At 50.6% G+C, this 23,499-nt stretch carries 18 protein-coding genes; 1 reads left to right on the forward strand and 17 read right to left on the reverse strand.

Annotated features, from left to right (window positions below; translation table 11 throughout):
• The first annotated feature begins 22 nt into the window (after nucleotides 1-22).
• Nucleotides 23-2,371: a beta-glucosidase gene (locus BMY16_RS01130; protein ID WP_411267758.1), complete on the forward strand. Its 2,349-nt coding sequence runs from the start codon at nucleotides 23-25 to the stop codon at nucleotides 2,369-2,371.
• A 62-nt stretch (nucleotides 2,372-2,433) separates the two neighbouring features.
• On the opposite strand, the gene BMY16_RS01135 is transcribed toward BMY16_RS01130, so the two are convergent.
• The 17 genes from BMY16_RS01135 to BMY16_RS01215 form a co-directional block, all read right to left on the reverse strand.
• Nucleotides 2,434-3,204, reverse strand: coding sequence for a DNA alkylation repair protein (locus tag BMY16_RS01135; RefSeq protein ID WP_317614771.1), 771 nt, complete (start codon nucleotides 3,202-3,204; stop codon nucleotides 2,434-2,436).
• Between the two features lie 12 nt (nucleotides 3,205-3,216).
• Nucleotides 3,217-5,640, reverse strand: a complete 2,424-nt coding sequence (locus BMY16_RS01140; protein ID WP_091838897.1) for an FHA domain-containing protein — start codon at nucleotides 5,638-5,640, stop codon at nucleotides 3,217-3,219.
• A gap of 29 nt (nucleotides 5,641-5,669) precedes the next feature.
• Complete coding sequence (locus BMY16_RS01145; RefSeq protein ID WP_139207078.1) at nucleotides 5,670-6,548, reverse strand: hypothetical protein; 879 nt, start codon at nucleotides 6,546-6,548, stop codon at nucleotides 5,670-5,672.
• Nucleotides 6,548-7,732: a hypothetical protein gene (locus tag BMY16_RS01150; protein ID WP_139207079.1), complete on the reverse strand. Its 1,185-nt coding sequence runs from the start codon at nucleotides 7,730-7,732 to the stop codon at nucleotides 6,548-6,550. The genes BMY16_RS01145 and BMY16_RS01150 overlap by 1 nt, the downstream gene beginning before the upstream one ends.
• A gap of 8 nt (nucleotides 7,733-7,740) precedes the next feature.
• Nucleotides 7,741-8,343 (reverse strand): ubiquitin-conjugating enzyme family protein, encoded by a 603-nt coding sequence (locus BMY16_RS01155; RefSeq protein ID WP_091838905.1) that lies wholly within the window; start codon nucleotides 8,341-8,343, stop codon nucleotides 7,741-7,743.
• A complete protein-coding gene (locus tag BMY16_RS01160; RefSeq protein ID WP_091838907.1) occupies nucleotides 8,340-8,657 on the reverse strand; it encodes a ubiquitin family protein in 318 nt (105 codons plus the stop codon). Before BMY16_RS01160 ends, BMY16_RS01155 begins: the two co-directional genes overlap by 4 nt.
• Nucleotides 8,658-8,678: 21 nt before the next feature.
• A complete protein-coding gene (locus BMY16_RS01165) occupies nucleotides 8,679-10,382 on the reverse strand; it encodes a hypothetical protein (protein ID WP_139207080.1) in 1,704 nt (567 codons plus the stop codon).
• Between the two features lie 27 nt (nucleotides 10,383-10,409).
• The gene (locus tag BMY16_RS01170; protein WP_091838912.1) at nucleotides 10,410-10,838 is read right to left on the reverse strand and encodes a GPW/gp25 family protein; all 429 of its coding nucleotides are present in this window, start codon (nucleotides 10,836-10,838) and stop codon (nucleotides 10,410-10,412) included.
• Between the two features lie 34 nt (nucleotides 10,839-10,872).
• Nucleotides 10,873-12,075, reverse strand: coding sequence for an ATP synthase subunit B family protein (locus BMY16_RS01175; protein ID WP_091838914.1), 1,203 nt, complete (start codon nucleotides 12,073-12,075; stop codon nucleotides 10,873-10,875).
• Nucleotides 12,076-12,079: 4 nt separating this feature from the next.
• Entirely contained in the window at nucleotides 12,080-12,871 is a 792-nt protein-coding gene (locus BMY16_RS01180) for a hypothetical protein (protein WP_091838917.1), read from the reverse strand.
• Nucleotides 12,868-14,004 carry a HesA/MoeB/ThiF family protein gene (locus BMY16_RS01185; RefSeq protein ID WP_091838919.1) on the reverse strand — a complete coding sequence of 379 codons (1,137 nt, stop codon included), beginning with the start codon at nucleotides 14,002-14,004 and terminating at the stop codon, nucleotides 12,868-12,870. Before BMY16_RS01185 ends, BMY16_RS01180 begins: the two co-directional genes overlap by 4 nt.
• A 2-nt stretch (nucleotides 14,005-14,006) precedes the next feature.
• Nucleotides 14,007-15,359, reverse strand: coding sequence for a PEGA domain-containing protein (locus BMY16_RS01190; RefSeq protein WP_091838922.1), 1,353 nt, complete (start codon nucleotides 15,357-15,359; stop codon nucleotides 14,007-14,009).
• Nucleotides 15,356-15,745, reverse strand: a complete 390-nt coding sequence (locus tag BMY16_RS01195) for a DUF4280 domain-containing protein (RefSeq protein ID WP_091838924.1) — start codon at nucleotides 15,743-15,745, stop codon at nucleotides 15,356-15,358. Before BMY16_RS01195 ends, BMY16_RS01190 begins: the two co-directional genes overlap by 4 nt.
• 80 nt (nucleotides 15,746-15,825) lie before the next feature.
• The gene (locus BMY16_RS01200) at nucleotides 15,826-16,821 is read right to left on the reverse strand and encodes a hypothetical protein (protein WP_139207081.1); all 996 of its coding nucleotides are present in this window, start codon (nucleotides 16,819-16,821) and stop codon (nucleotides 15,826-15,828) included.
• Nucleotides 16,822-16,836: 15 nt separating this feature from the next.
• Entirely contained in the window at nucleotides 16,837-17,544 is a 708-nt protein-coding gene (locus tag BMY16_RS01205) for a ribosome recycling factor (RefSeq protein ID WP_091838930.1), read from the reverse strand.
• Between the two features lie 27 nt (nucleotides 17,545-17,571).
• The gene (locus BMY16_RS01210) at nucleotides 17,572-19,584 is read right to left on the reverse strand and encodes a hypothetical protein (protein ID WP_091838933.1); all 2,013 of its coding nucleotides are present in this window, start codon (nucleotides 19,582-19,584) and stop codon (nucleotides 17,572-17,574) included.
• An 11-nt stretch (nucleotides 19,585-19,595) separates the two neighbouring features.
• Nucleotides 19,596-23,495, reverse strand: a complete 3,900-nt coding sequence (locus BMY16_RS01215; RefSeq protein ID WP_091838935.1) for a phage baseplate assembly protein V — start codon at nucleotides 23,493-23,495, stop codon at nucleotides 19,596-19,598.
• Nucleotides 23,496-23,499: the final 4 nt, after the last annotated feature.

The raw sequence follows: 23,499 nt of genomic DNA on the forward strand, positions 1-23,499 counted from the left end.
TTTACTCTAAACAATAAACAATATGAAGAAATTACTAACAACCTGCTTATTAGCAACATCATTCGTTATGACAACAAATGCCCAGCCTCAGCTCCGCGCTGACAACATCGATGAGGTAATCAAGGCCATGACCCTTGAGGAGAAAGCCAAACTGCTCGTTGGCGGTGCCAACAACTTCTTCGGCGCAGGAGCCGTCGTTGGCGGTGAAGCCGACCTCGTAGCAGGTGCCGCCGGTACCTCGCCCGCCATTCCCCGTTTGGGAATCCCTGCCACTGTATTGACCGACGGTCCTGCCGGTGTACGTATTGACCCCACCCGTAAAGGAACGGACAAGACCTATTACGCCACAGCCTTCCCCATCGGCTCCTGTCTTGCCTCCACCTGGAACACGGAGCTCGTTGGCAAGGTAGGTGAAGCCATCGGCAACGAGACCAAGGAGTATCGCTGCGACGTGATTCTCGGTCCTGGTATGAATCTGCACCGCAATCCGCTTTGTGGCCGTAACTTCGAGTACTATTCAGAGGATCCGCTGCTGACGGGTAAGATTGCCGCCGCCTATATCAATGGCGTACAAAGCCAGGGTGCAGGTGTCTCTGCCAAGCACTTCGCCGTGAACTCACAGGAGACCGATCGTACCGCTGTCGACGAGCGTGTCTCGCAGCGTGCTGCCCGTGAACTCTACCTCCGTGGCTTCGAGATAGCCGTCCGCGAGAGCGATCCCTGGACCATCATGGCCTCATATAATAAGGTCAACGGCGAGTTCTCTATGGGCAACCACGACCTGCTCACCAAGATCCTGCGCGACGACTGGGGGTATAAAGGTATCGTGATGACCGACTGGATTGGCATCCGTGAAGGTCTGCCCACCACCCGTGAGGTACATGCAGGCAACGACCTGATGGAACCAGGACAGCCCGCCCAGGTCGAAGAGATTATCGCAGGTGTCAAGAACGGCAGTCTCGACATCGCCGATGTCGACCGCAATGTGCACCGCATGCTCGAATACATTGTCAAGACCCCAAGCTTCCATAAGTATCCTGCTTCCAATGCCCCCAACTTCAAGGCCCACGCAGCCATCACGCGTCAGAGCGCTGCCGAGGGTATCGTCCTGCTGAAGAACAATGGCGCCCTGCCCTGGAAGAGTGGTGCCATCAAGACCGTTGCCCTCTTCGGTGAGAACTCTTACGACTTCCTCTCCGGTGGTACTGGTTCCGGTTGCGTACACCCGCCTTATGTGGTTGACATGCTCGAAGGTCTGAAGAACGCAGGCATCAGCTCATCTGAGACCCTAACCGACATCTACCGCAAGTACATTGCCTACGCCCGAGTGAAGTTCCAGGCCGAGCGCCATCCCGCCAAGTGGTTCCAGACCGAGATGATGGGCCAGCAGAAATATCCCGAGATCAGCATCTCTCCCATCGCCGTCAACAAGGAGGTTCAGGCCGCCGATGCCGCCATCATCACCATTGGCCGTCAGGCAGGTGAAGGCATCGACCGCGACATCGCCACCGAGTTCAACCTCATCCCCGAGGAGCGTGCCCTCATCACCGATGTGTGCAATGCCTTCCACGCTGCCGGTAAGCCCGTCATCGTAATCATCAACTCCGGCAGCGTCATCGAGACCGCCTCTTGGAGCAGCTATCCCGACGCTATCCTCTGCGCCTGGCAGCCAGGTATGGAGGGCGGCAACTCTATCGCCGACCTGCTCACCGGTAAAGTAAACCCCTCCGGCAAGCTTACGATGACATGGCCCATCGCCGCCACCGACCACGCCTCCACTCCGAACTTCCCCGGTCAGATCGACAGCTATACCTACGAGGTGATGATTGCCAACAAGATGCCCGTCCCGGGCCATGCCTACACCAACCACGATGAAGACATCTACGTGGGCTATCGCTATTTCGACACTTTCCAGAAGGATGTCGCCTACCCCTTCGGCTTCGGTCTGAGCTACACCACATTCAGCTTCTCCAAGCCCGTTGTGAAGGCTAAGGGTAACAGCGCCGTTGAGGTGAGCATCACCATCAAGAACACCGGTGCCGTAGCTGGTAAGGAAGTGGCTCAAGTCTATGTTCAGGCTCCCAAGGGAAAGTTGGAGAAGCCCGCTCAGGAGCTGAAGGCCTTCGCCAAGACCCGTGAGCTGAAGCCCGGCGAGAGCCAGACGCTCACAATGACCATCCCCGTGCGCGACCTCGCCTCGTTCGATGAAGCGGGTTCACAGTGGCTCACCGAGGCAGGCACCTACACCTTCTGCATCGGTAACAGCAGCCGCAACCTCCCCTGCTCAGCCTCTCTGAAACTCGCAGAGTATACCGAGAAGACCAGCAACGCCCTTGCTCCCCAGCAGCCGCTGAATCTTCTCAAGCAATAAGCAATCATACATCCCACAAAAAAAGTACGGCTCTCATCCCTCAGAGCCGTACTTTTTTCATATTACGCATTCATCCACTCTTTTCGTTCCCTCTCCGGCATTTTCTCAATCGCATAACGGAGCATCGTCCGAGGCATCTCCTGGACATGTTGGCTCAGGAACTCACGGAGCAGCTCCATCGATACGCGCTTTCCCATCTCACGAAGCATCCATCCTACGGCTTTGTGCATCAGGTCATGAGGATGGTGCAAGTGAACCTCGGCATAGCGCAAGCACCACGAGGGATCCCCCATCTGCGAGGTCTTCCACGAACAGACGATACTCATACGCTGTTTCCATAGACAAGAACTTGCAGCCAACTCATCAAGCACCTTCATCTTGTAATCCTTATCTCCAAGATTCGACGGCAGCATCAACCAATGCCCCAGTATCTTTGGTGCAGAGAGATCCACGAGATCCCAGTTATTTGCCTGCTCAGCATACTGCAGGTACATCGTCACGATCTCATCCCGTTTCCTGATAGCTTCTGCATCGGCCTCCAACCGTTTCGTGGCCAGCTTCTCAAACATCGACACAAGAATCAGAAAGCCACAAAGCCGGATCTCATGCCAACGGTTCATCAGCAGTTCTGGCACGTCATCGAGCGAAACATCTTTAGCCACTGCCCGAACGACCTCTCTTGTCTGCGGCACCTTCAGCCCCAGGAACTCATCGCCATAACCATACTCACCTGGTCCCGTCTTAAAGAATCCCATGAGTATCTTTCGCTGTTCGTCATTGCGCAACGATTCCATATACGCGATGATCTCCTGTGCATAGTTTCCATTGTTCAATTTTATAATTCCTTAGTTATCTTTCTCGACATAAGTGAAGGAAGTGTTACCGATAGTGAAGTGGCGGCCGTGATAGAGCCACACTTCTTTGCCGATGGGCAGCGGCTTGTCATTGTCGACATAGACACCATTCTCCAAGGCGATGAGGCGCATGCTGCCCACGTACTGACGTATCTCGGCCTGTACGGCTGCCACATTGCCGTTGAGGTCCCATGACAGCTGTAGGCTGCAGTCGACAGACTTACCGATAGTGACCACATGGTCGGGTGAGGTACGCATCCACTTGTAGAGGGCGACATCCATCTCCTTGACGGCCCCCTCGATATGCAGGAAGTAACGCTCCGACCTCGGAGCCACACGGGCGATACTCACAGCAATACAGACCGCATAGGTAATGAAACTCATCAACAATGCCACACGGTAGTCGAGGAAAGAGTAGGTATAGACCACCGACCAAATGAACATGGAAAGGAAACCGATGATACAGGCAGCCACCAGGAACACTTTCTCAATTCGGGTACGCGTTGCATATGTGATGGCAAACATGATAACCCAGCTCATCAGTGCCCAGGGAATCCAGTCGACCAGGAACGAGTTGGAATCCAGATGTAAGGCGATGGGGATAATACTACCCACGACACAGCAGAAAAAGCTGGCTATACCAGCCAATATGGCACGAATCACCATCTCAAGGATGCGCAGATGCCACTGGCGGCGACGGATAGTGAGGAACGACAGGAACAGCGTGACATAGAAGCTGACATAGAGGCCAAAAGCAGGCAGATAAGTCAGACGTGAGCCATACTCTGCCACGGAGAGTTCGGCCTCCTTGGTACCATCCTTCAAACCATTGATCAAGAGCACGATGCGTTCTACAATATAGGTCGACACCGGATGATCCAATATAGTGTATAAGAACCAAGCCACGAAGCCAGAAACGATGGCCACGAATATCCACTTCAAATAGAAAAGGGCATTACGCGAGTCGTAGATATTCTTACTATTGTAATAGTGAGAGCCTTCCTTGCAGTGACGGCCATGCTCCGGACAATGGTACTCGTTCTCATCCCAGCATTGTTTGTGCATGGTGTGCTTACACTTGGTGACAATCTCATCACCCTCTACGAAAGGAGCCTTACAGAGGTAACAGGTCTCTGCCACCATCTGGCCCCCAAAGCTCATCTTGTTGCCTCCATAAACGTTCACATATTTGCGTTTGAAGATCTGATAGCGGATATAGGGCTCCAATAGCTGGAACACCAACCACGTCACCAATAACAGTACAAACAGTACGATAAATCCTTGGATAATCACATCGAGCGTGGAACCGCCATTGACAATGATAGGTGCATAGACGCTACCCAGATAGAAGAAGGTAGAGCCCGTCACGATCAGATCGTTATTAGTGACATCACGGAAAGTAAGCTGGAGGTTATGGCGATTGCCACGGAACACCTTATTGTCAGGCTGCTCAAGCGTGATGATATAATTGGAATAGTTGACATTGAAGTCCTTCATGATGTCATCTTCAATCTCGGGCCAGTTGAACTCTCCCTGCCACAAACCATTCATATCCTTACAGAAGTATTGCATGATATTGGCATCGGCCTGTTTGCCCGGCACCATGAAGAGAGAGTCTTGGTTCGTGGTGCTCTTCTCTGCGAAGTTGGAATAGTAGGCCAACAGCTGTCCCCTGCCCTCCTTCACCTTATCAGCCAACTGTTGCTGCATCTCAAAGTGTTTGGGGTCGATAGGTTGGTCACCATCGTAGGTCTTACCGCCTGAAAGGATGAGCATCACCTTATAACGGGCGCTGCCCAGCACGGTAGACTTATCCTGAAGTTCAGAGAACTTGGTCAGTATCGAGCGATAGAGATAGGTATAGTCTGGATCATGATGCACGAAATAGTTATTGATCACATAGTCAGTGGCCTGATAGGTCTCCGACACATTGTCGCCCTGCATGAAAGAAAGGAAGAGGTTTTGATCGCCAAAGAGGGTTCTGATCTCACGTACGGCATCGCGCTCCTCGTCGACGAGCGACTGAGGCAGGCTGAGGTCGACGAGAACGAGCAGGCGCATCTTGAGCTTGGCCACCTGCTCCCGGCTGACATTCGTGACACCGGTAACGACGGGTTGGGTCTCCTGTCTGGTCTGTCCGGAGATGAGTTTCACCTCTTGCTGCACATCGACATTCACCATGGCAGAATCCGTGAGGTCATAGGTTCCAACATCGTGCAGCAGACGGGCTGACACGGTCATCACCTTATAATCGTCGGAGAACTTTATATCATGTATCTGAAGGCCTTCGCCCGAAACCACCACGGAGTCCTCAGGCGACATCAAATCGTCGATATTGGGAACGCTCTGTTCATCGCAGGCCGCCGCTCCAAGAGCGACACCTACAGCCAATAACCATTTATATACCTTATTCATATATATTCAATTTACAATCTTCAATATCATTATATCGTCGGGTAGTCACGCTGCCCCATCATACTTTCTTTCAACTTCTTAGCCTGATCTCGGGCAGCCTTGATCTGCTTCAGCTTCTGGGCAAACAGGTTGAAGAACATCATTAGGATGGCCACTGCCGCCAAGCCAATCAGATAATCCTTGATACGCTGGATAAAGGGTTTGTAGACCATCTCCTGTATCTTCGTCGAGACGCTCTGCAACTCAATAAACTTCTTTTCCATGCCCTTCATGCGCACCTCTAATCCCGGGAAAGCCTCTGCCGCCTCTTTAGCCTGCGCAAAGAGGGTCTGGGCCTCGGTAAAGATATTGGCCTCCTCAGCCTTCACCTTTTCCAGTTGGGAGGCCAGCTTCGGTGACAGCGAATATTTCGTCGCATCCTGATAGAGCTTACGGTATTTCTTGTCCTGTCCCCAAATAAAACGCTCAGCCTTTGAGAAGGTAGACAACTGCTCATATTGTTGCTGACGCACAGTCAGGGTGTCGGTCACTATCTGTTGCATCTGCTGGATCTGTGCCACCTTATTGAGCAAAGAGTCATTGTCGGCGACATACACCTGCTGAGCCTGGGAATAAGTGTTCCATCTGACGGAGAAGGAGTTGAGGGCATTCGACAACGAGTTCAGACGATTGGAAACAGCATCAAGCAACGAGGCATTGAGTGGCATCTCTAAATCGATGTTCATCTGGAAGCGACTGAGAGCATAGAGCTGGTTCAGTTCTTCCTCAAACAAAAGCATGCGCTCCTGAATGTCCATGTAGGTGGACTCCAAGTCCTCCTCAGCAGGCGCTGCGGACTCCTGAGCCCCAGCCACTAGCGGCATCAGGGTCAGAAAGGCCATGAGTAGCATACTTCTTATTCTTATCATCACTTCTGACAATTCTTCCTAAAATATTGTTCTGCCTCACGGAACACCGACAGAGCATGACGCTGTTCTGCGCTATAGACGCCCATGGACTTTACTGAGGCATTGACTTCCTTGATTGTTCCCTCACACTGGAGGATGATATCGCGCCGCTCGATGGGATCGCTGGAGAGCAACCAACGAGCCACGGCAGCATCTATCTGACGAGCCTTCGACAGTAATGACTTCGCATTGACACCACTGCCACCGGCACCGCCGCCACCTTCAGAACCGCCCAACACACATTTCATGTTGGCAATAGAGTCGGCATAAGCATTATAGTCGTCCAACGCCTTCTGCAGATCGGGACAAGCGCTCTGTTCGTCCTTACGCGGGAACTGCTTGACAAGCAGATCCTTCAGGTCCTGGAACAACTTCAAACTCTCCTGATTGGTAGCGATGCCATTGGGGAATTTACTATGAAGATTATTATAACTCTTCTGGATGCCTTCCAGCGCTGTTGTGGCCGAGGCGATCTCTTCATCCAGGCCGAAACAGGGATTACGCTGGATATCTACATGATACTCCATATAGAGGTCGCGGCCAAAGCGTATCTCATACTCTTTCTTATTCGGTTTCTTGCTGACATCATCCATCAGGAGCACGTCACGAAGGCGAACCACGACAGAAGAGCGTTTGTTCATAATGTCAAACGTCTGGGTAATATAGTCATTAACCATTGCATACTCCTGTGGTGCAGGCTGGAGGCCCTCATAGTCTATCCAGCGATGGAACACATACTGACTACGGGGCTTGGGGACCGTACTCCTGAAGAGTTTGGAGAAACGGTATTTTTCTTTCGGGTCGAAGGTTACCACATACGGCAGTAAGTCTGGGCGTATGGTACGGCCCTTGATGGTGGGCTTGAAACGAGTATCCTCACGGAATACGAAGATATTACGATAGGAGATCAGGCTGACGGTCAGCTGATTGGCAGCCTCATCGAACACGAACTTGACCATGATGTCCTTGTCGGTAGCATCATCGTCGAGACTGATGTGGTCAGTAAAGGCCTGCCCCTGACTGACGGTCACATTCCTGACTGTCTGAGCGGAAGAAGTGAGAAGAGAGGAATGGAAAGTGAAAAGTACTACCAGTACTTTCGCAATCCACCAGTCTTTCACACCATACGTTATTTTATATCTCATATATCTTTTCATTTTTCACTTTTCACTTCATCACTATCAAAGTAAATCCATTCATTGGGTTCACCCTGACGGATAACCCAGGAGGCCACCTTCAGGTCCTCGGGGTAAGGTGGTTCCGAGACAGCGTGATAGACGTCGTAGCGCAGATAATGGGCCACGCGCTCCACTCCCCATACGAGGTCGGTATAGGTGTCGGCCATATTGATGCACACCCGCCCGGCAAAGTCACCGAACCAACGGATGTTCGGATGCCATGGATGCGGAATGGGATTCCCCTCTTCGTCATGGGTCAGGAAACGGAACACTGCCGGACTGTCCACGGAGGGATAACCCTCAGGGATGTCTATACGCATCTGGAAACCTGTGGCGAAGACAGGGGCATGGGTGACACCCCGCTCACCGAAATGTGCCAGATTGCTGACACCGCAGATACTCCGGAGCTGATAGCTGACCAGATAGCCTACGGGCAGTCCGTCGGCATTGCGACGGACAACCTGTAGCTGGATGTCGCGTCTGTTCTCCAAATGCTCCTCCAGCTTTCGCCACTCGTTCAACAGGCGTCTGTTGCGCCCGATGAACTTCCGGTCGGCATATCGTTCACTTTCTCTCATCCCGGAAACGGATCTGGCATTAAGAACACTTTGTCACCATTCTGCACGTTATAGTCGGCCAGTGTCTGGTCGTTACGGCCGATACGCGGACGAAGCACTCGGATTTCATGAATCTCCGGGTCCTCACGTCCGAAGAAGTAGTCGAGCGGCGCTCCCGTTTCATCAATCGACGGGAAATCGAAGATCAGACGACCGTCACTGCCTACGGCATGACGTAGATTGTTCATCAGCGTCGACAACGGGGCCTCTGGGTTGATCACCTTAAACCTCACCGTCTTGTTCTTATAAACTATATCTAAAAAGAATTCATCCATATAGCATGATAGGTTTTATGTTTACTTAATCTGAATACTCACAAGAATAGGATAGATGTTGGTACTTCTCACCTCAATCATCTTCTGCAGCAGGATCTCTACCTGCGGAATCTTATCGGCAAAGCTGCGCTTCACGAAAGAGTTGTCGGCCAAGAGAATCTCCACGACGATTTCATAACCACAGTCACGATAGTCCATCTGCTGACGACGCCGCACACTGATGTCGCTGACCATGTCACGAACGATACCATAGCGCGACAGGAGTTCGTTGTAACAGAATATCTTAATGTCGGCAGGTGTCACAATACGGTCGTTAGTGGCCAGGTAATAGCGCGACAGACTGGCCAGCGCGCCTTCTTCACGGATTTCATCGCTACCCAATACCGGGCTGGCAATCTGATGTGTCTCGGCGGCATTAAAGCCTGTAGGCACAGTAAACGTGCTGCTGGCATTGAGAGAGGCATTCACATTGGCACCAGCAGTCGTCATGTAGTTTATATCCACACTGCCACCACCTGCTCGCATGGCATTCATCTCACGCAACAGGATATAAACACCAGGCAACTGGCGCAGTTTGTCTTTCTGGGCAGCATCCAACAGTCGTGCCAGAATCTCCTGCAACGCCTGAATGGTCTTATCGCCCGAGATGCCCTTCAGGTCTTGGAAGGCGTAATAGTCAGAATGATATTTCGCTATCAGGGCGTGCAGCAGACGAACCAGCTGTCCCTGGTTGAAACGGTCAGCTGCCACGCGACGTACCTCCACGAGGCTGTTGCCGTAGATCTGCTCTTCCGGTGGGCGAATGGCATGCAGGAACTGCTGTCCGCCCTGAGTGTCCTGGCTGTCGTATCCCGCCACACGGGCTAAAGGCGAGGCTGCCGAGAGCGTCACTGTGTGCATCTGCGCATTGGCTAGCAATACGGTGTTCAGAGAGAAGTTTTCCTTATCAAACTGGAACTTGTCGCTGATACCCATAAACTCAAACAGCAGGTCGACGGTCTCCATCTCTGTTGGCAACAGCTTGCCTGCAGCATGAGGCTTCACACAGAAGATCCGGATGTTCTGACGGGCAAAGAGGTCGAGACAGGAGGCCTGCGCCTGATAGGTCAGTGAACGGTTATAGAGGATCGTATCCAGGCCGAAGCACTCCGACATCGGGAGGTCGGCAAAATCCCAGGGCTTGACCAAGGGAACAGGTTGTCCCTTGATGGTCACTTTCAGATCCTGGAAGTTCATATTGCGCACGGCAAAGGACAGGCCCGATATCTCGCTGACTGGCGACTTGAACTGCAGGCTCACCTTCCAACGGCGGCCATCCATCCTGACGATGGAACGCACCCTAGCATTCATCACCCTGGTGTGCAGCACAGGAATAAACACATGGTTGGTACCTGCAAGCGTAAACTCGTTCTGGGGCGTCATGTCCACCTCATGTATCGTATCCTGCAAGGCCGTTTCCAACACTACCGTAGCAGGTACAGCATGTCCCACCTCATAAGGTGTCAGCAGATGAGCGTACTCCTCGAGCACTTCGGTCTTCAGCATTTCCATATCGCCTACAGCCTCATTCATCTGATAGGCCAATGCTGTCAACATCAGCGAGAGCACCGGGTCGGTCTCCAGACCTTCCAGGAAATCATTCATGTCGCTCTGCCGCCAGATATTGATGGCTTCACGCATTAACTCATCGGCTCGTTGCCTGGTCTCAAATATTGTTTGTTTCATGCTTTAATCTTCAATTTTCAATCATCATCAGTTCCAGACTCTGATTGTCTGTTTGTAGACATAATTCTCCTTTGTACTTACAATCACCCCTTTGACAGTAATATATATCTGCCGTTCCTCACGGATGTATGTCATCGATACAGCCACATCTTCCAAACGGCGCTCATATTTCAGAACCGACTCCTTCAGTTCGGAAGCGAAGGTGTTGATACTCTTCGACGAACCGGAGATCTTCTTGTCGTAGATGCCCTGCAGGTCGTCCATGGACTTGGTATCACCTGAATCGTAGACCACGCCTTCATTCTCGTTGAAGATCTCGAAACGCAGGTTGTTGAACACAAATCCGAACTGCGGGTCGGCAGGTGTACTGAACTGTGGCGTTGTCAGAATCAGGAATATCGACGCATCCAGAGACTTCTTCAGTTTCTCTTCTCTCGCGAGTCCTTTTGGACTCACACGTAGTGGCAAGCTAAGACTGGTCATAAGCACATCAGATTAGCGGTATATACTCTTTCTCCTCAGGCTCCGGCACGTAAAGGGCATTGAACAGATGGTCGAACATGTTGAAATAGAGTTTCTCATAGAGCGACTCTGAGAGATCCTTGCCCAACTGATCGAACTTCTGGTTCAACGAAACGCTGAGCTGGGTCATGCGATTGTCCATCTCCGATCCCAACTGTTCCATAATGGCAGCCTTAAGATTATTATTGATATAGTTGGTGAGCGACTCGGTCTGCTGCTGCATCTCGGCGCGCAATTCCTCCTTCATGTCGGCCAACAGCTTTGCTATCAGCTCTGGATGCAGCTGGGAATACAGTTCGGCCTTAGCCTGTGCCAGCAGAGCCTCGTAGTCGATGGTGTTATCTTCTAGCACCACACCGTCGAGGATGACGGCGGCACCGGCCAGATAGTCGTCGAGCCACTGCAGCCAGATCTGGATATCGGTATATGACGGCAGCGGCACATCCGTGGGCTGCTCCCTGTTGGGGGTGACGATATAATAGTCGATGGCCTGCGCAATCTCCTGGGTCAGCAAGACGAAGTCCTGCATACTGTTCTGTAGGTTATAGCCCTTCAGACGGAACACATAACGGAGTAATGTCCGCTTACCTTCTCCATCGGCAAGGCTCTTGTGGGATGCCAGGATGAACAGCTTATCCACATACCTTTCGATATAGTCCAAAAAGCGCAGGTCGGCAGACAGTAGCAGGCAGGGCGGAATAAACTCCGTATCCATGGAGAACACACCGTCGGTGACCTTAAACCTCAACAGGGGGAACAGGTCATTGGCCTCAATATCTTCCATGGTAGAGATACCATAGACATAATGCGGGCGAACGTACGGCACCCCATCCATCTCGTACTCCGTCAGTTCTTCGCCGAAACCTACAGTCAGGTAATAGCGCTCACCGAAGAGCATAGGAATCGTGACTTGCACATCCTCGTCGGCACTGACAATCCTGCCTGATGCCAGGAGCGCCAGACACTGAAGGTGGTCAACTTCGAAACGGTTCTTTACAAAGATACCGTTACAGTTGAAGACCGACTCGGGCAAGAGTCCCATCCTATTGTTACCAAGAGCTGCACGCAGGGATAACCTGTACTTGTAGTTCCAGTTCTCGGCCATCCCGAGGAAGGTCTCCGCAGTGACCTCCATGCCCGGCATCCAGTTGATTCTCGAGTTGATATCCATATCGTCATTCGTTTTTTAATTCCATATTATAGCCCAAAGTCAGACGGGTGTTCACCTGCTGCTCTGAATGATGTTCCTTAATCAGTATGTCGCACTTCACCTCGAAGGGGATGAACCACTCGCAGATGAATTCGCGCAAAGGCTGCAACGCTGTATTCAGCGACCTGAACTCTTCAGGCGACAGACCGGGAATGAGTAGCTCATACCTGATGCGAGGCAGCCAGCGGAGCGTCGTGTCCGTCTGACTGTAGCGGCCTGTCATCGTATTCACCTTGCAATGGAGCAGCGCACCCAATAGCGCGCCAACATATCCGAAGTTCCCACGCATCCTGCTCACATAGGGCAGCATGAGCGCAGCCTCTTTCACCAGCGGGCTCTCCACCTCGTCCAGATTAATGCCGAAATACTCTTTCAGAATATACGACAGTTTGTTCTGCAGGAGTTCCGACACCTGACGCTCCACATACAGGCGCTGTCGGAAGGCAGTTGTATCGATAGGCAGAAACGCCTCGTTCAACAGTCGGATGCGGCGCTGTATCTTCTTGAACTTCTCGGCGGCATCCTCTCCCCTCAGGTCATTGTCGTTGTTGATGACACCCTGCGGCAACAGGTTCAGGAAGGTGTCGCGCGCCAGCCATGCCTCCATCGTCTCATCATCGAAATCAAGGAGGTCATTATTATAGTTGCGGTAGAAAGAGCCTTCACCATGGGCAATCCACTTCCGTTCCACCTCCGGATAGAGGTAGTTCAGCAGCATCTCTGCACTGGCTTCAGATATTTTGTTTCTTTGTCTCATGCTTCTTCCATTTCAAAATAATAATCACCCGCTCCGGTTGACACATGCAGTACATCATGGGGCGGCAAGCCCAGTTCTGCAAGCGTCAGTTCCTGATAGGGGAACGAGCGGTCGACATGACGATACTCGTGCTGGTAGAGTCCGCTCAAGGGGACGCCCTGTAGGGTCTTATCCCGTGCGGTGACCTCCTCCACAGCCCTTCCGGGACACATCACCGTAGTGCGCTCGTCATTGTCGCGCCGCGCCACGTAGTCCACGTAACAGTCCCGTGTCAGACAGAGCGTCACATCCTGCGTTTCCAACTCCTGCGACAGTTTCCGGAGTGCTTCTGCCACGCTGTCGGTGGGCATCACACGGCACGGTTTGACAGGCGTCCACGGCTCATGTTCGGCACAGTCGTCATCATAGGCGGCAAAGTCAGCGATGCGGGTCGTCAGATGTTCCCCGTCGTAATACAGCATCTTCCCACAGAGGGAGGTCAGCCTGCCGGCCTCCAGTTCCTCACGGTGGATCAGTTTCAGTGCCTCCTGCACCTGTACGGCTCCGATCACCGAAGCCACGATAGAGGTGGTGGGTGCCGACCCTGCCTGTTCCTGCCGGCGGATGATGCCCGAGCAGGGCATGCGCCTCGCCAGATCCTTCAGGCCCTCAGGTCCGAGGTTGCAGGCGTAGCAGTTCTTTCCCGGCATAAACACACGGGCCGTTCCTTCCAGACCGTCGATGCCGCCGTCTACCCAAGGGATGCCTGCCCGCATACAGAGGCGGTTGATGCAGTAACGTGCCCAACGGCTGTCGACACAGCCGATGACCACATCCATCTGGCGGACCAGTCCCAGTCCGACATCATAGGCGATGTCGCCACAGACGGTCCATACCTCCATGGCCGGATTCATGGCCACCAGGCGCTCTGCCACCACGTCGACCTTCAGGCGACGGGCCTCGGCATCAGCCTCGGTGAAAAGGACAGAACGGGAGAGGTTACCCATCTCCACCACATCGAAGTCGACAGCCACGATGTGCTCCACGCCCATCAGCACTAGATTCTTCAGTACCTCGTTTCCCAAGGCACCGCAGCCAACCACCATCACACGGGCGGACTGAATCAGGCTCTGACTGAAGCAACTGTCCTTCATCCTTATATCTTCTTCATTTTAATATTCACGTCGACCATATCGTTGCCGATCACCTGCACCATGGTCTCACTGTCGCGGAAGCCATCCTTCGTCAGCTTCACCTTACAGTTCATACCCGCAGGGAGGTTCTCGACCACCAGGGGCGTAACCCCTTTCAGGGCACCGTTGATATAGACCTTCGCACCAATCTCCTCACTGTGGATATTGAGCAGGCCATAGTTGGTCATCGGCGGGAGCAGCTCAAGCTTCTTCGGCGTCTCATCGTCGATCCAGACAGCCGTCGTCCGCGACTCCAGACCATCCTTCTCGGTGCTCACCTGATAATAGCCCAATGGCAACTGCCCTTCCCAGGTGCCGTAGCCCATGAGCTCACGGTTCACCCAGATGGCCGTACTGTCGTCGGGGGCCACAATCGTCACAGGCGCCTTCTTCACGACGGCAGCCACGCTCACGGAGTCGGTGACCTGCGTAGAGTCGGTGGCCACCACTGGCAGACTGGCCATCAAGGGCACCCTACCCTCATGACTCGTCACGCGCGGATAGAGATCCGAGGCAGCCAGTTCTATCTGTTTCTTCTCTGCCCTACCGATGGTCACCATGCCCTCGTAGTAGCACTGCTGACCGACCATCACCGTCAGGCGGTGACTGCCCTCCAGCAGATGTCCGCTCGTAGCCTCGTGGTTGCCTATCCACTGACCGTCGACCATGATACGCCCCTCGTCCAGGGGGGTCTTCACGGTAAGATAGGAATAGAACGGCTTCAGGGCCACCGGCACGATGAGCCGCGCCGTGTCGGAGAGTTCAAAGCTGTCGACCACCTCTTCGTGGAAAGGGGCCTCCACCTTATAGGGGTGTGTGCCCACCGACAGATTGAACTGGCAGATGCCCGTACGAACCGCCGTCGTCACACTGTCTATGGTGACGATGGCATCCTTAGGCTGTATTTCAAAGATCACCCACTGCTTCTGCAGCTTATATGACTTGGTAGGACTGAAGGTCAGCAAGTTGGCCTCATAGTGCTGTTTCTTCCGAAGGCCCTTCTTTCCCGGCACCTTCCAGGTGTACTGACCATAGTCCGGATGACTGATCACCAGAAACGTGGTCTTGTCGGGCGTCTTCAGCGACAGTGCACCGTCGGCCTCCTCTGCCTGCACCTCTTCCTTTCCGTTGGCAAGAAACTTAAAGCCTTTCTCGCCTGTCTTCATGTCAATAGTGGCCAACTGCTTGTCGGTCTTCACATGATTCATGTTGAACGGTCCTTTCTTCTGCTTGGAAAACCGTTCCACGCGCATCTGCTGCGCACTTACAGTGAGTGCCAGCACCAGCAGCCCAACTATCGACAGCCACCGTTTCACTTACCCTGCGTCGTCATACTGCCACTGGGGTTAGTAACCGATATCTGACCGCCCCAGTTACACATGCACTTGGCATTGTTGATAAGTGCCGGCATATTCATCACTTTCACCTGACCACCGGGCGTCCAAGGGGCTGCTATCACAGGGATGCAAGGCATCGGCGTGAGCACACCCATGGCTGCAGCTGTGGCTGAAGCCACCGTCGGGTTGGCCATCGACTGGCACATACCGAAAGGCATGATGTTAACCATCGGAATATTATCCATAATGTTGGCCATCAACATATTGCCACATTTGGGACGAAGGGGCACGATGACGTTCAGCGTCGAAGGTGCCATCCCAAAAGAACACTGGAGCATTGCTCCCTGACATACGAAATTTCCCATATACCTTATTATTTATTAAACATTATCTTTTATCATGCGAAAGACTATCTTTTATCATGCGAAAGACTATCTTTTGTTACTCAAAACAACGTCTTTGCAAACCTGACACTCAGGACAGGATAGATCTTCAGGGCCTCGACCAGGGCTATGCTATGCCCCATCGTGCCTTTGATATTACAGACATCCTCGAGGTCGGTGCCATCCTGAGTCTGCTGCAACGGCGTACCGCCCCAGATCAGGACACCCAGTGCGGCAGACACCTTCCAGTCGTCGCGACTCTTGATCAGACGTCCGGTATAGCCTACACCCAGATAGGGCTTCACAGACCACGACTTGGCAGTGATGCGCACCGTGCCGTCTTCAGCCGGCTGCAGCAGGAAGGGATCGCCCTTCTTGTGCATCACGCCCTTGACCACAAAGTCACGGCCGTAGTCACCGGGATAGAGATCCAGACGCCCGTATTTCTTGATGGGGTCGTCGGCAGCTGCCTCGTCATAGAGCTTGTTATAGCTGGCCATATAGCTCAGCATGACATCGGCCCCGGAACCCTTCTCTGCCACGGCGAACTGCTGCGGTCCCCAATAGATACCGGCAGTGACATGAAGGTGCTTGTTATAAGACAGCGGATAGACATCGAAGAGCAACTTCAGGTTGTTCATCGTCAGCTTACCATCCAACTGGATATGATCCTCCATCTCGTAACCGGACTGCTGATACATGTACTCCGCAATCTCAGTAAACGGCGTCACCTTGCGATTGCCTTTCTCGTCATACTGACGGGCAGCCTGTCCGCCGCCAGCCAGTGGCATTTCAAACTTACGCTTGAAAGGCAGCATATAGTCATAGCCCAGACGCACCTGTATGAAATCGCATATAGGCGTAGCCACGTCGATACCGATGCCGGTAGTACCCAGCGAGACCGACACCTCCAGATGCTTGAAGGTGTTACCCTCGTCCCAGTACCCCTTACCAGGATCTTTCGTCTCCATGGTATCCGTACGGAATGCCGGGATGTACTGGGCATCAGCCAGTGCAGCCATACAAGCCATCAGTATACACAGAATACCTTTCTTCATACTTCTTTCCGCTCTTTATTCATCCTCCTGATTGATGTTGAACGCCTGACCCGCATTCTCTCCACGGGCAGCCGCTTTCTCGTCGGCAGCCGTCTGCTTTTCAGCCTGCTCCTTCAGATAGCGCTGATAAGCCTCCTCAATCTCTTTCAGCTTGGCATCTTTATACTGGAGACATATCTCGTCATGCTTATTATAGATTTCCTCCAGCTTATCCTCAGCCTCCTTAGCATCTTCTTTTGAACTGCCCAATAACTTGGTTGTCAGACGAGACTTATAGATAGTATGGTTAGCATCAAGCTTTGCCTTACACTGGTCGTAAAGCATACCTACTCCATCGGTCAATGAATCATGACGGTCCTTGTTGACCTCTGGCATAGTACAGAGAAGATACTTGTTTTCATCTTCACCAGAATCATTACTATTTTCCTCTGACTTAACATCTATCTTGAACTCCGGATGAGCATGTTTAATGCCCTTGCTGATGGCAAAGACCATCTTCGAATCATGTGGGTAGATTGCAAACTGATAGTCGTTGGCCAAACATGCTGAGGCCACGCTCTCAAGATCCTTCTCTTCTCCTTCTTCATCGATGACAGAGATTGCCAAAAGAGCTGCAGGCTCTGCTTTTATGCAAAGATTCATAAACCGATACTGCAACAAGACGGCGTAACCGCTCATCTTGGTCTTCATCTCACCAATCAGGGTTTCTATACTCTTTTTCATTGCTCACTTATCACTATTCATTTTTCACTATTCATTATTGTCTCCTTCCTCGTCATCCTTAGGCAGTTCCACATCCTTCGCCTTAGGCGCATCAGCCTCTTTCAACTTGGCACTGAGCTTAGCCGATGACGGAGCACCAGGCACAGCAATACCGTCGCTGATGTTCTTGCTCTTGAACGAGGTCTTGGCCTCCACGTTGTCGGCCGTCAGTTTCGTCATGGTGGTATCAGCCTTGAAGTCGGTCTTGCCGTTCACGGTGTTATCACCATAAAACTCTGCCTTCGAACCACTGATGGCCACATTGCCACCATCGAGCTGTACCACAGCTTTGGCCTCACCCTGTTGCATCTCGGCAGTCGTCTTACCGTAGATACCCGTCTTGTCGGCAGATACCAACAGCTCCTTAGCCTGGTTGTCTGCATCGGTACGTCCGATATACATCTTCTCAGCCAACAGTGTCAGGCTACTGCCTTCTGCCATATTCTTATCAGTCAGTTTCTCCGCATCCACGTCGGTAGCTTTCACATACACATCCTTGGCATCAAGACTGATCTGACCCTTTGCCTTGCCTTCCTTGTCGATGGCAGCAACACTAGCCAATTCGGTAACGAGTGTGAACTGACCCGTGGCGTTCTTATCCTTGTCGGTAGAAGATAGAGCCATATTCTGTGCCTGAACTGTGAAGGTACCTGTAGTATTCTTATCTTTATCAATAGATCCGAACTTCGTGTCGGCTGCATAGACAGAAAACTGACCCGTTGTATTTCCGTCCTTATCTTGTGAGAGCAAATCTATATTTTCTGCACGAATACTAACACTACTCTCAGACGCTTGATCTTTTTCTTCCAGTTCACCATCCTTGATGTCGTAGTCAACTGCCACAACACTAAAGTCCTTCGTTTCTATAAATACAGAACCGCCAGAAGTGACACTTCCATTCGTCTCATCGGTCATTTCCGTATTAGCTGTCGATATTGACAACGACTCAGTGTTGAACGAGATACTGCTATCTGCTATCAATGTTCCATCAACATTGAGGGTATCAGCACTCATGTGACGAGCCTGCATATGGATGGATGACTCATCATTCGTACGGATATTACCATCTCCATCAACAGACGAGAATAGCATCTGTTCGGCATTCACTGTGAGACGTGTACCCGTTGTCTTATCCGTAAATTCCGACTTGGCATTATCCACATCTGTCTGCTCAGCCTCCAAAGCTGTAATACGCCTATTAGTTTCAGCTAAACGGGAGAGAGTATCGATACAGTTGGTTACAGCATTATAGAGAGCCGGTATCATTCCTTCGTACTGGTTCTGTAGTTCAACCAGGTCTACAAGATTTGACCTGATATCCAACTCCCCATCCTTCAGGTCTTCCTCCGACTTCAGAATATCCTCCACGTCAGAAATGATACTGTTCACCTGCTTCATCTTTGCAGAAGCCTCAGAGTTCAAATCAGACTTGACACTTTTCAAGTCGCTCAACTTATCAGAGATAGAGTTACCCCGGTTCTCCACTGACTTGGTGGCACTAATTTCTATCGTGTCATCGGCATGGATGCGCACACCAGCACCTCCAGAAACTGGGGCTTCTGAAAAATAACCATTGGATTCGTTACTCTGAAGGACGATATTACGGGCTTGACTAACCACTTGCGAATGAGGCCATACGACCTCTTCCACGCCATCAGGTCCCGGATCAACGGCTATCTGTGAAATAAAGGGTGCACGACTTGTCACAGTTCCTGTTTCACCGGTACCTTCCAAACTCACGTTGCCACCTCTGACCACGACGGCTCCGCCATCGCCCCAGAGAGTACCACTTTTATCCACATCACCGATAATGATCTCAGGCGCAGAAATCACAATCCGCTTGTCATCACGGAAATACTTGCCTTCAGCCAGCCGGTTGAAGATATCTATCTTGATCTGTTGCACCTCTGCCTTCTGCTTGCGTATCTCTTCCAGATCCTTCTCAACGCAATCCTGCAGGTTCTGAAGCGCTTCCTTCCAATCACTGAATACTGTATCCATAGTCACATCTTTTATTTTACAGCATTAACTATACGTCTTAATTCTATAGGATGAGAATTGGTCACTTCACCGAAATTATGATCGGTTACCAATTGCTCAGCATCGAAATGAATGGTTCGTCCCGGTGTATCAGAGATTAGAATTCGTCCTTTCTCCGGAGCCTTCCATTTCCATTGATTACTTAAAGGATTACCAACGGCATCAATCCAGTCATTAAGGAAATTCGTCTTGAAATAATTCTTAAAGTAGGTTTTTGCACCTACATCGTAAGACGCAACCGAGGTCGGATCGCCAATATAGTCAGCGTACTCTTTCCACTTGGCATCATCTCCAAAGTCAGGCTTAGTTGCTTTGGAATCAACACTAAACATATCCTTATAGCCATCCTTCGTCTTTACTTCAGTTATCAGTTCATAAACAATCTCACGGTGAATCTTAATAAGATCCTTGTCAAAATCTTTAAAGACGTCCTTATCAAATTCTACCGTACCACCGTCCACTTTGCTAACAAAATTGTCAAAGATATTAAGATCTTGAACTTTCTTGATAATACTATCTGAAGAATAATAGAGATCTCCCTGATGAGCCGCATTAAATTTAAAGTTCTTCCAAGCGGCAACTGTATCAAACAGGACTTTCAGCTGAAAACCAAGTATCCTGGCTTTCTCAAGAACAACAGCACGCCTAGGTCTGATTATCTTATTATCATCGGCCTTGTCTCTTTTATACGCCTCATAGGCTTCCTTTATCCTCAAACCATAAGCCTTCTTTTCTTCGTTTTCTTTCTGGTTCGGTTTTTCGAACTTTTTATCTCCAATCTTGAGCTTAAAGCCTTCTGTATTGTCAAAGTCAAAGTCTTTCTCCTCAATAACTGTATAAATACTAAAATTTTTATCAGTTCTCTTGGCATATACCTTCTGAACAATATCATTCACTTTCATCTTTGTCAGGCTATCATAACATTTGAAGCCCGACACATCAGTCTTCTCGTAATCCGATTTCTTCGTTTTAGATTTGTTAAAGGCTGTCTTCATCTTCTGACAAACAGTTGTTGTGTCTGAAGTAAGGGCATCTATCGTATTTGTTAACTTGCCCAACAATGGAGCCTGTGCCACATAGTCATTACCTTGTACTCCTTCCCATTTAGGTCTATTAAAGTCAGCATGAGGAACCTGAGCAGAACCCTTACCGGCTTCAAGAAGCAGATAAGTGTTCGACCTGATTTTAAGCGTACCGTCTACCGGACGAGTAAACACCTCAAAGATTGTACGGAAGAATGACAGATCGATGAGTTTGCCCAAAGTTCTGTCTAACATATCTGTACCTATCCCCACCAACGAAGTCAAGAAACCATCCTTGGATGTAAAAGCATCCTTATTGATATAACGATCGCTGACAGCAGAACCAGACTCAAGAGTCAGTTTATTGCTGGCTGCTATAGTCACATTCTTACCCTTGATATCAATATTGCCGTTGGGGGCTGAGATCGTTATTCCCGTAAAGGCATTGAGCTTTACGTCACCCAACGGGGAATTGATATTGACCTGTCTGCCGTCCGACGACATGTTGATGGAATACAATCCGTAACGGTCGCTGATTTTGATACCGCCAGTCAGGTCTACCATATTCTGGAACGTTATCAGTTGATCGGAAGCAGGAAGGAAACTCTTGATAAACGTAACCAGAGGATTCACCTGAGGAGCCATACCTGTCAGGAATGCCAGACCGTCGTCCTTGTCTGTGAAGGTTATCGCATGACCATTCTTCGACTGAACAACACGATCGGCCAAAGCCCCCCAGTTGTCTGTGACGTACTTCGACTGAAGAGAGCCAACGATATACGGACGTTCAATATTTCCGTCTTCGAAGTTAAGCAAGACCTCATCACCTTTCTCTGGTTTGAACGTCACACCGCCACCATTAGTGGCAAAGGGTGTCGCCATACGGATCCAAGGAGAACAATCACCATCCTTGAGCTGCCAGGGGAATCTCACACGGACGCGTCCAAGTTTGTTCGGGTCGAGATTGTTCTCTACAAAGGCCACCTGCGCATCCGATGTCCTGACATCAGGAATCTCCGGCATCAGTGGCGGACATGGGATGGCTGCACTAAGTTTATTGTTCTCTACTTTCTTATAGAAAGGAGGAATAGCCTCTACAACATGGTCCTTACCATCCAGTTCCACCTGTACGACCACATAGTAGTCGTCATCCACCTTAATGACATCTCCTAAGCAGAGTCCGGGATTCGAACTTCCATAGTTCAGTCTGACACGTACCTGACTGACAGTCGTCGCTGCCATCCGCATCTTGGAATAGAAATCTGCCACCAGCAAAGACACGACTGACCCTTCCTTATTCACATCAAATGTGGATGGCTTCATATTCGCCTTCAGCGTAGAGAACAGGTTAAAGGTGCTATCATCTGTCTGGTCCGGATTCTTAGTGCTTGTAAGTGTCAGATTGACGTCGTTGTTCTTGTTGTTCTTCTTTCTCTGAGCCATATCAGCCTCTCCGAGACCCCAGAGCAATCCAGAAGCCAAATCTGCTATAGCATCGTAGAGCGTCGTACTGTCAAGCAGGTTCAGGAACAGATCATTGAACAGGAACGTCCTGTAATCAAACCATTCATCCACAAGACTGGTATAGCCGTCTTTCTTTAATTCCTCAAAAACAGCATCGTTAGACATTGGCAGGTTGTAGTTGCCTAAGGATGTTTCGTCATTCGAGCCTGTTGTCGGCTCTGTTATCGTCTTCTTTGTCGTATAGACGTATTTGCCGTCTTCCTTCTTGTAATCATTCTTTCCTTTGTCAAGCTCATAGATATATTCCACCTTTTCAGTTTCCATCAACAATGCATTACCGCTGGAGTCTTCCACCTTGTAGGTTGTTGTCACACTACTAAGTTCTCCCTTCAGTTTGTTGGCAGGAGATGTGGATTTATCAGTGAAATAGACCTTCTCTACCGTGATGGTTGTTTTTCCACATTCACAATTATTCGTAGTGACCTCCGTCACCTTTCCATCTTCCTTCTTCCCTGTTATTACAGGATCCTCGGTCGAGACGAACCTGCCTATCAGCGAGAAGGTAGAATTGGTATACCGGTTGTCGTTGTCCTTCGAACGGTCCATGTAGTTATAGTGGCGGTCGGAAAGGGGTACCGCCCGTTCCATGCAGTCTTCAAGATCCACGCTGTCAGCCTTTGTGGCCTGATCGTCTGTCACCTTAAGAACCACAGGCATACCCAGGTGCAGCTTGCCACCCTCGAAATACAGCATCTCACCACAACGGATGGCACTACGCGCCATGAAGTCGTAGAAACTCTCATTATACTGCACCAGATAGGGTTGACGCACCTCGACTGTCTTCTTATTGTCCTTATCGTCTTTCTCCACTTCACTGACATAATTCAGGATCTGCAGGTTTACTGCGCCCTCTAACGCAGTACTTCCAATCTTGAATTTTTTGATCTCATCCGTGAAGATCTCGCCTCCAAGTTTCTTGCCAGTAAAGGCATTGCAATATTTGTCGATTGTTAGAAGTTTATCGAGACTGTAGATAAAAAGTTCCACTTTCAGGACGGAAGACTGTTGGCCATCCTTACTCCTGCTGGGTTTCATCTTATACACGAAGAAATTCTCTGCCACCTTGACTGTGTCGTCATACAGTGTCACCAGCTTCTTTGAGAAGACGGATTGAAGCTCACTTAATTTGGGAGGATCAGCTATTGTATCTGTTTTTTTCACAATGCTGAGTACGGTATGAATTTCATTGGGAGCAAAGATCTTTTTCGTATAAGTCAGGCTCTCCATGATTACCGAATAGACAATGCTGTTGATTGTGACTTTAGCTGTATCTTTGCTCAACTCAATATCCTTGATGTCACCGACAGTCAGTTTATAGGTTGCCATATAT

It is taken from the genome of Prevotella sp. ne3005 (assembly GCF_900110085.1).
Taxonomy (GTDB): Bacteria; Bacteroidota; Bacteroidia; order Bacteroidales; family Bacteroidaceae; genus Prevotella.

What these genes read in the sequence shown, in the direction of transcription:
- BMY16_RS01130 (WP_411267758.1), top strand. Translation starts at nt 23, where the DNA reads ATGAAGAAATTACTAACAACCTGCTTATTAGCAACATCATTCGTTATG.
- BMY16_RS01165 (WP_139207080.1), bottom strand. Translation starts at nt 10,382, where the DNA reads ATGAAACAAACAATATTTGAGACCAGGCAACGAGCCGATGAGTTAATG.
- BMY16_RS01140 (WP_091838897.1), bottom strand. Translation starts at nt 5,640, where the DNA reads ATGAATAAGGTATATAAATGGTTATTGGCTGTAGGTGTCGCTCTTGGA.
- BMY16_RS01160 (WP_091838907.1), bottom strand. Translation starts at nt 8,657, where the DNA reads ATGGATGAATTCTTTTTAGATATAGTTTATAAGAACAAGACGGTGAGG.
- BMY16_RS01210 (WP_091838933.1), bottom strand. Translation starts at nt 19,584, where the DNA reads ATGGATACAGTATTCAGTGATTGGAAGGAAGCGCTTCAGAACCTGCAG.
- BMY16_RS01205 (WP_091838930.1), bottom strand. Translation starts at nt 17,544, where the DNA reads ATGAAAAAGAGTATAGAAACCCTGATTGGTGAGATGAAGACCAAGATG.
- BMY16_RS01150 (WP_139207079.1), bottom strand. Translation starts at nt 7,732, where the DNA reads ATGAGATATAAAATAACGTATGGTGTGAAAGACTGGTGGATTGCGAAA.
- BMY16_RS01185 (WP_091838919.1), bottom strand. Translation starts at nt 14,004, where the DNA reads ATGAAGGACAGTTGCTTCAGTCAGAGCCTGATTCAGTCCGCCCGTGTG.
- BMY16_RS01195 (WP_091838924.1), bottom strand. Translation starts at nt 15,745, where the DNA reads ATGGGAAATTTCGTATGTCAGGGAGCAATGCTCCAGTGTTCTTTTGGG.
- BMY16_RS01155 (WP_091838905.1), bottom strand. Translation starts at nt 8,343, where the DNA reads ATGAGAGAAAGTGAACGATATGCCGACCGGAAGTTCATCGGGCGCAAC.
- BMY16_RS01215 (WP_091838935.1), bottom strand. Translation starts at nt 23,495, where the DNA reads ATGGCAACCTATAAACTGACTGTCGGTGACATCAAGGATATTGAGTTG.
- BMY16_RS01200 (WP_139207081.1), bottom strand. Translation starts at nt 16,821, where the DNA reads ATGAAGAAAGGTATTCTGTGTATACTGATGGCTTGTATGGCTGCACTG.
- BMY16_RS01175 (WP_091838914.1), bottom strand. Translation starts at nt 12,075, where the DNA reads ATGGATATCAACTCGAGAATCAACTGGATGCCGGGCATGGAGGTCACT.
- BMY16_RS01180 (WP_091838917.1), bottom strand. Translation starts at nt 12,871, where the DNA reads ATGAGACAAAGAAACAAAATATCTGAAGCCAGTGCAGAGATGCTGCTG.
- BMY16_RS01145 (WP_139207078.1), bottom strand. Translation starts at nt 6,548, where the DNA reads ATGATAAGAATAAGAAGTATGCTACTCATGGCCTTTCTGACCCTGATG.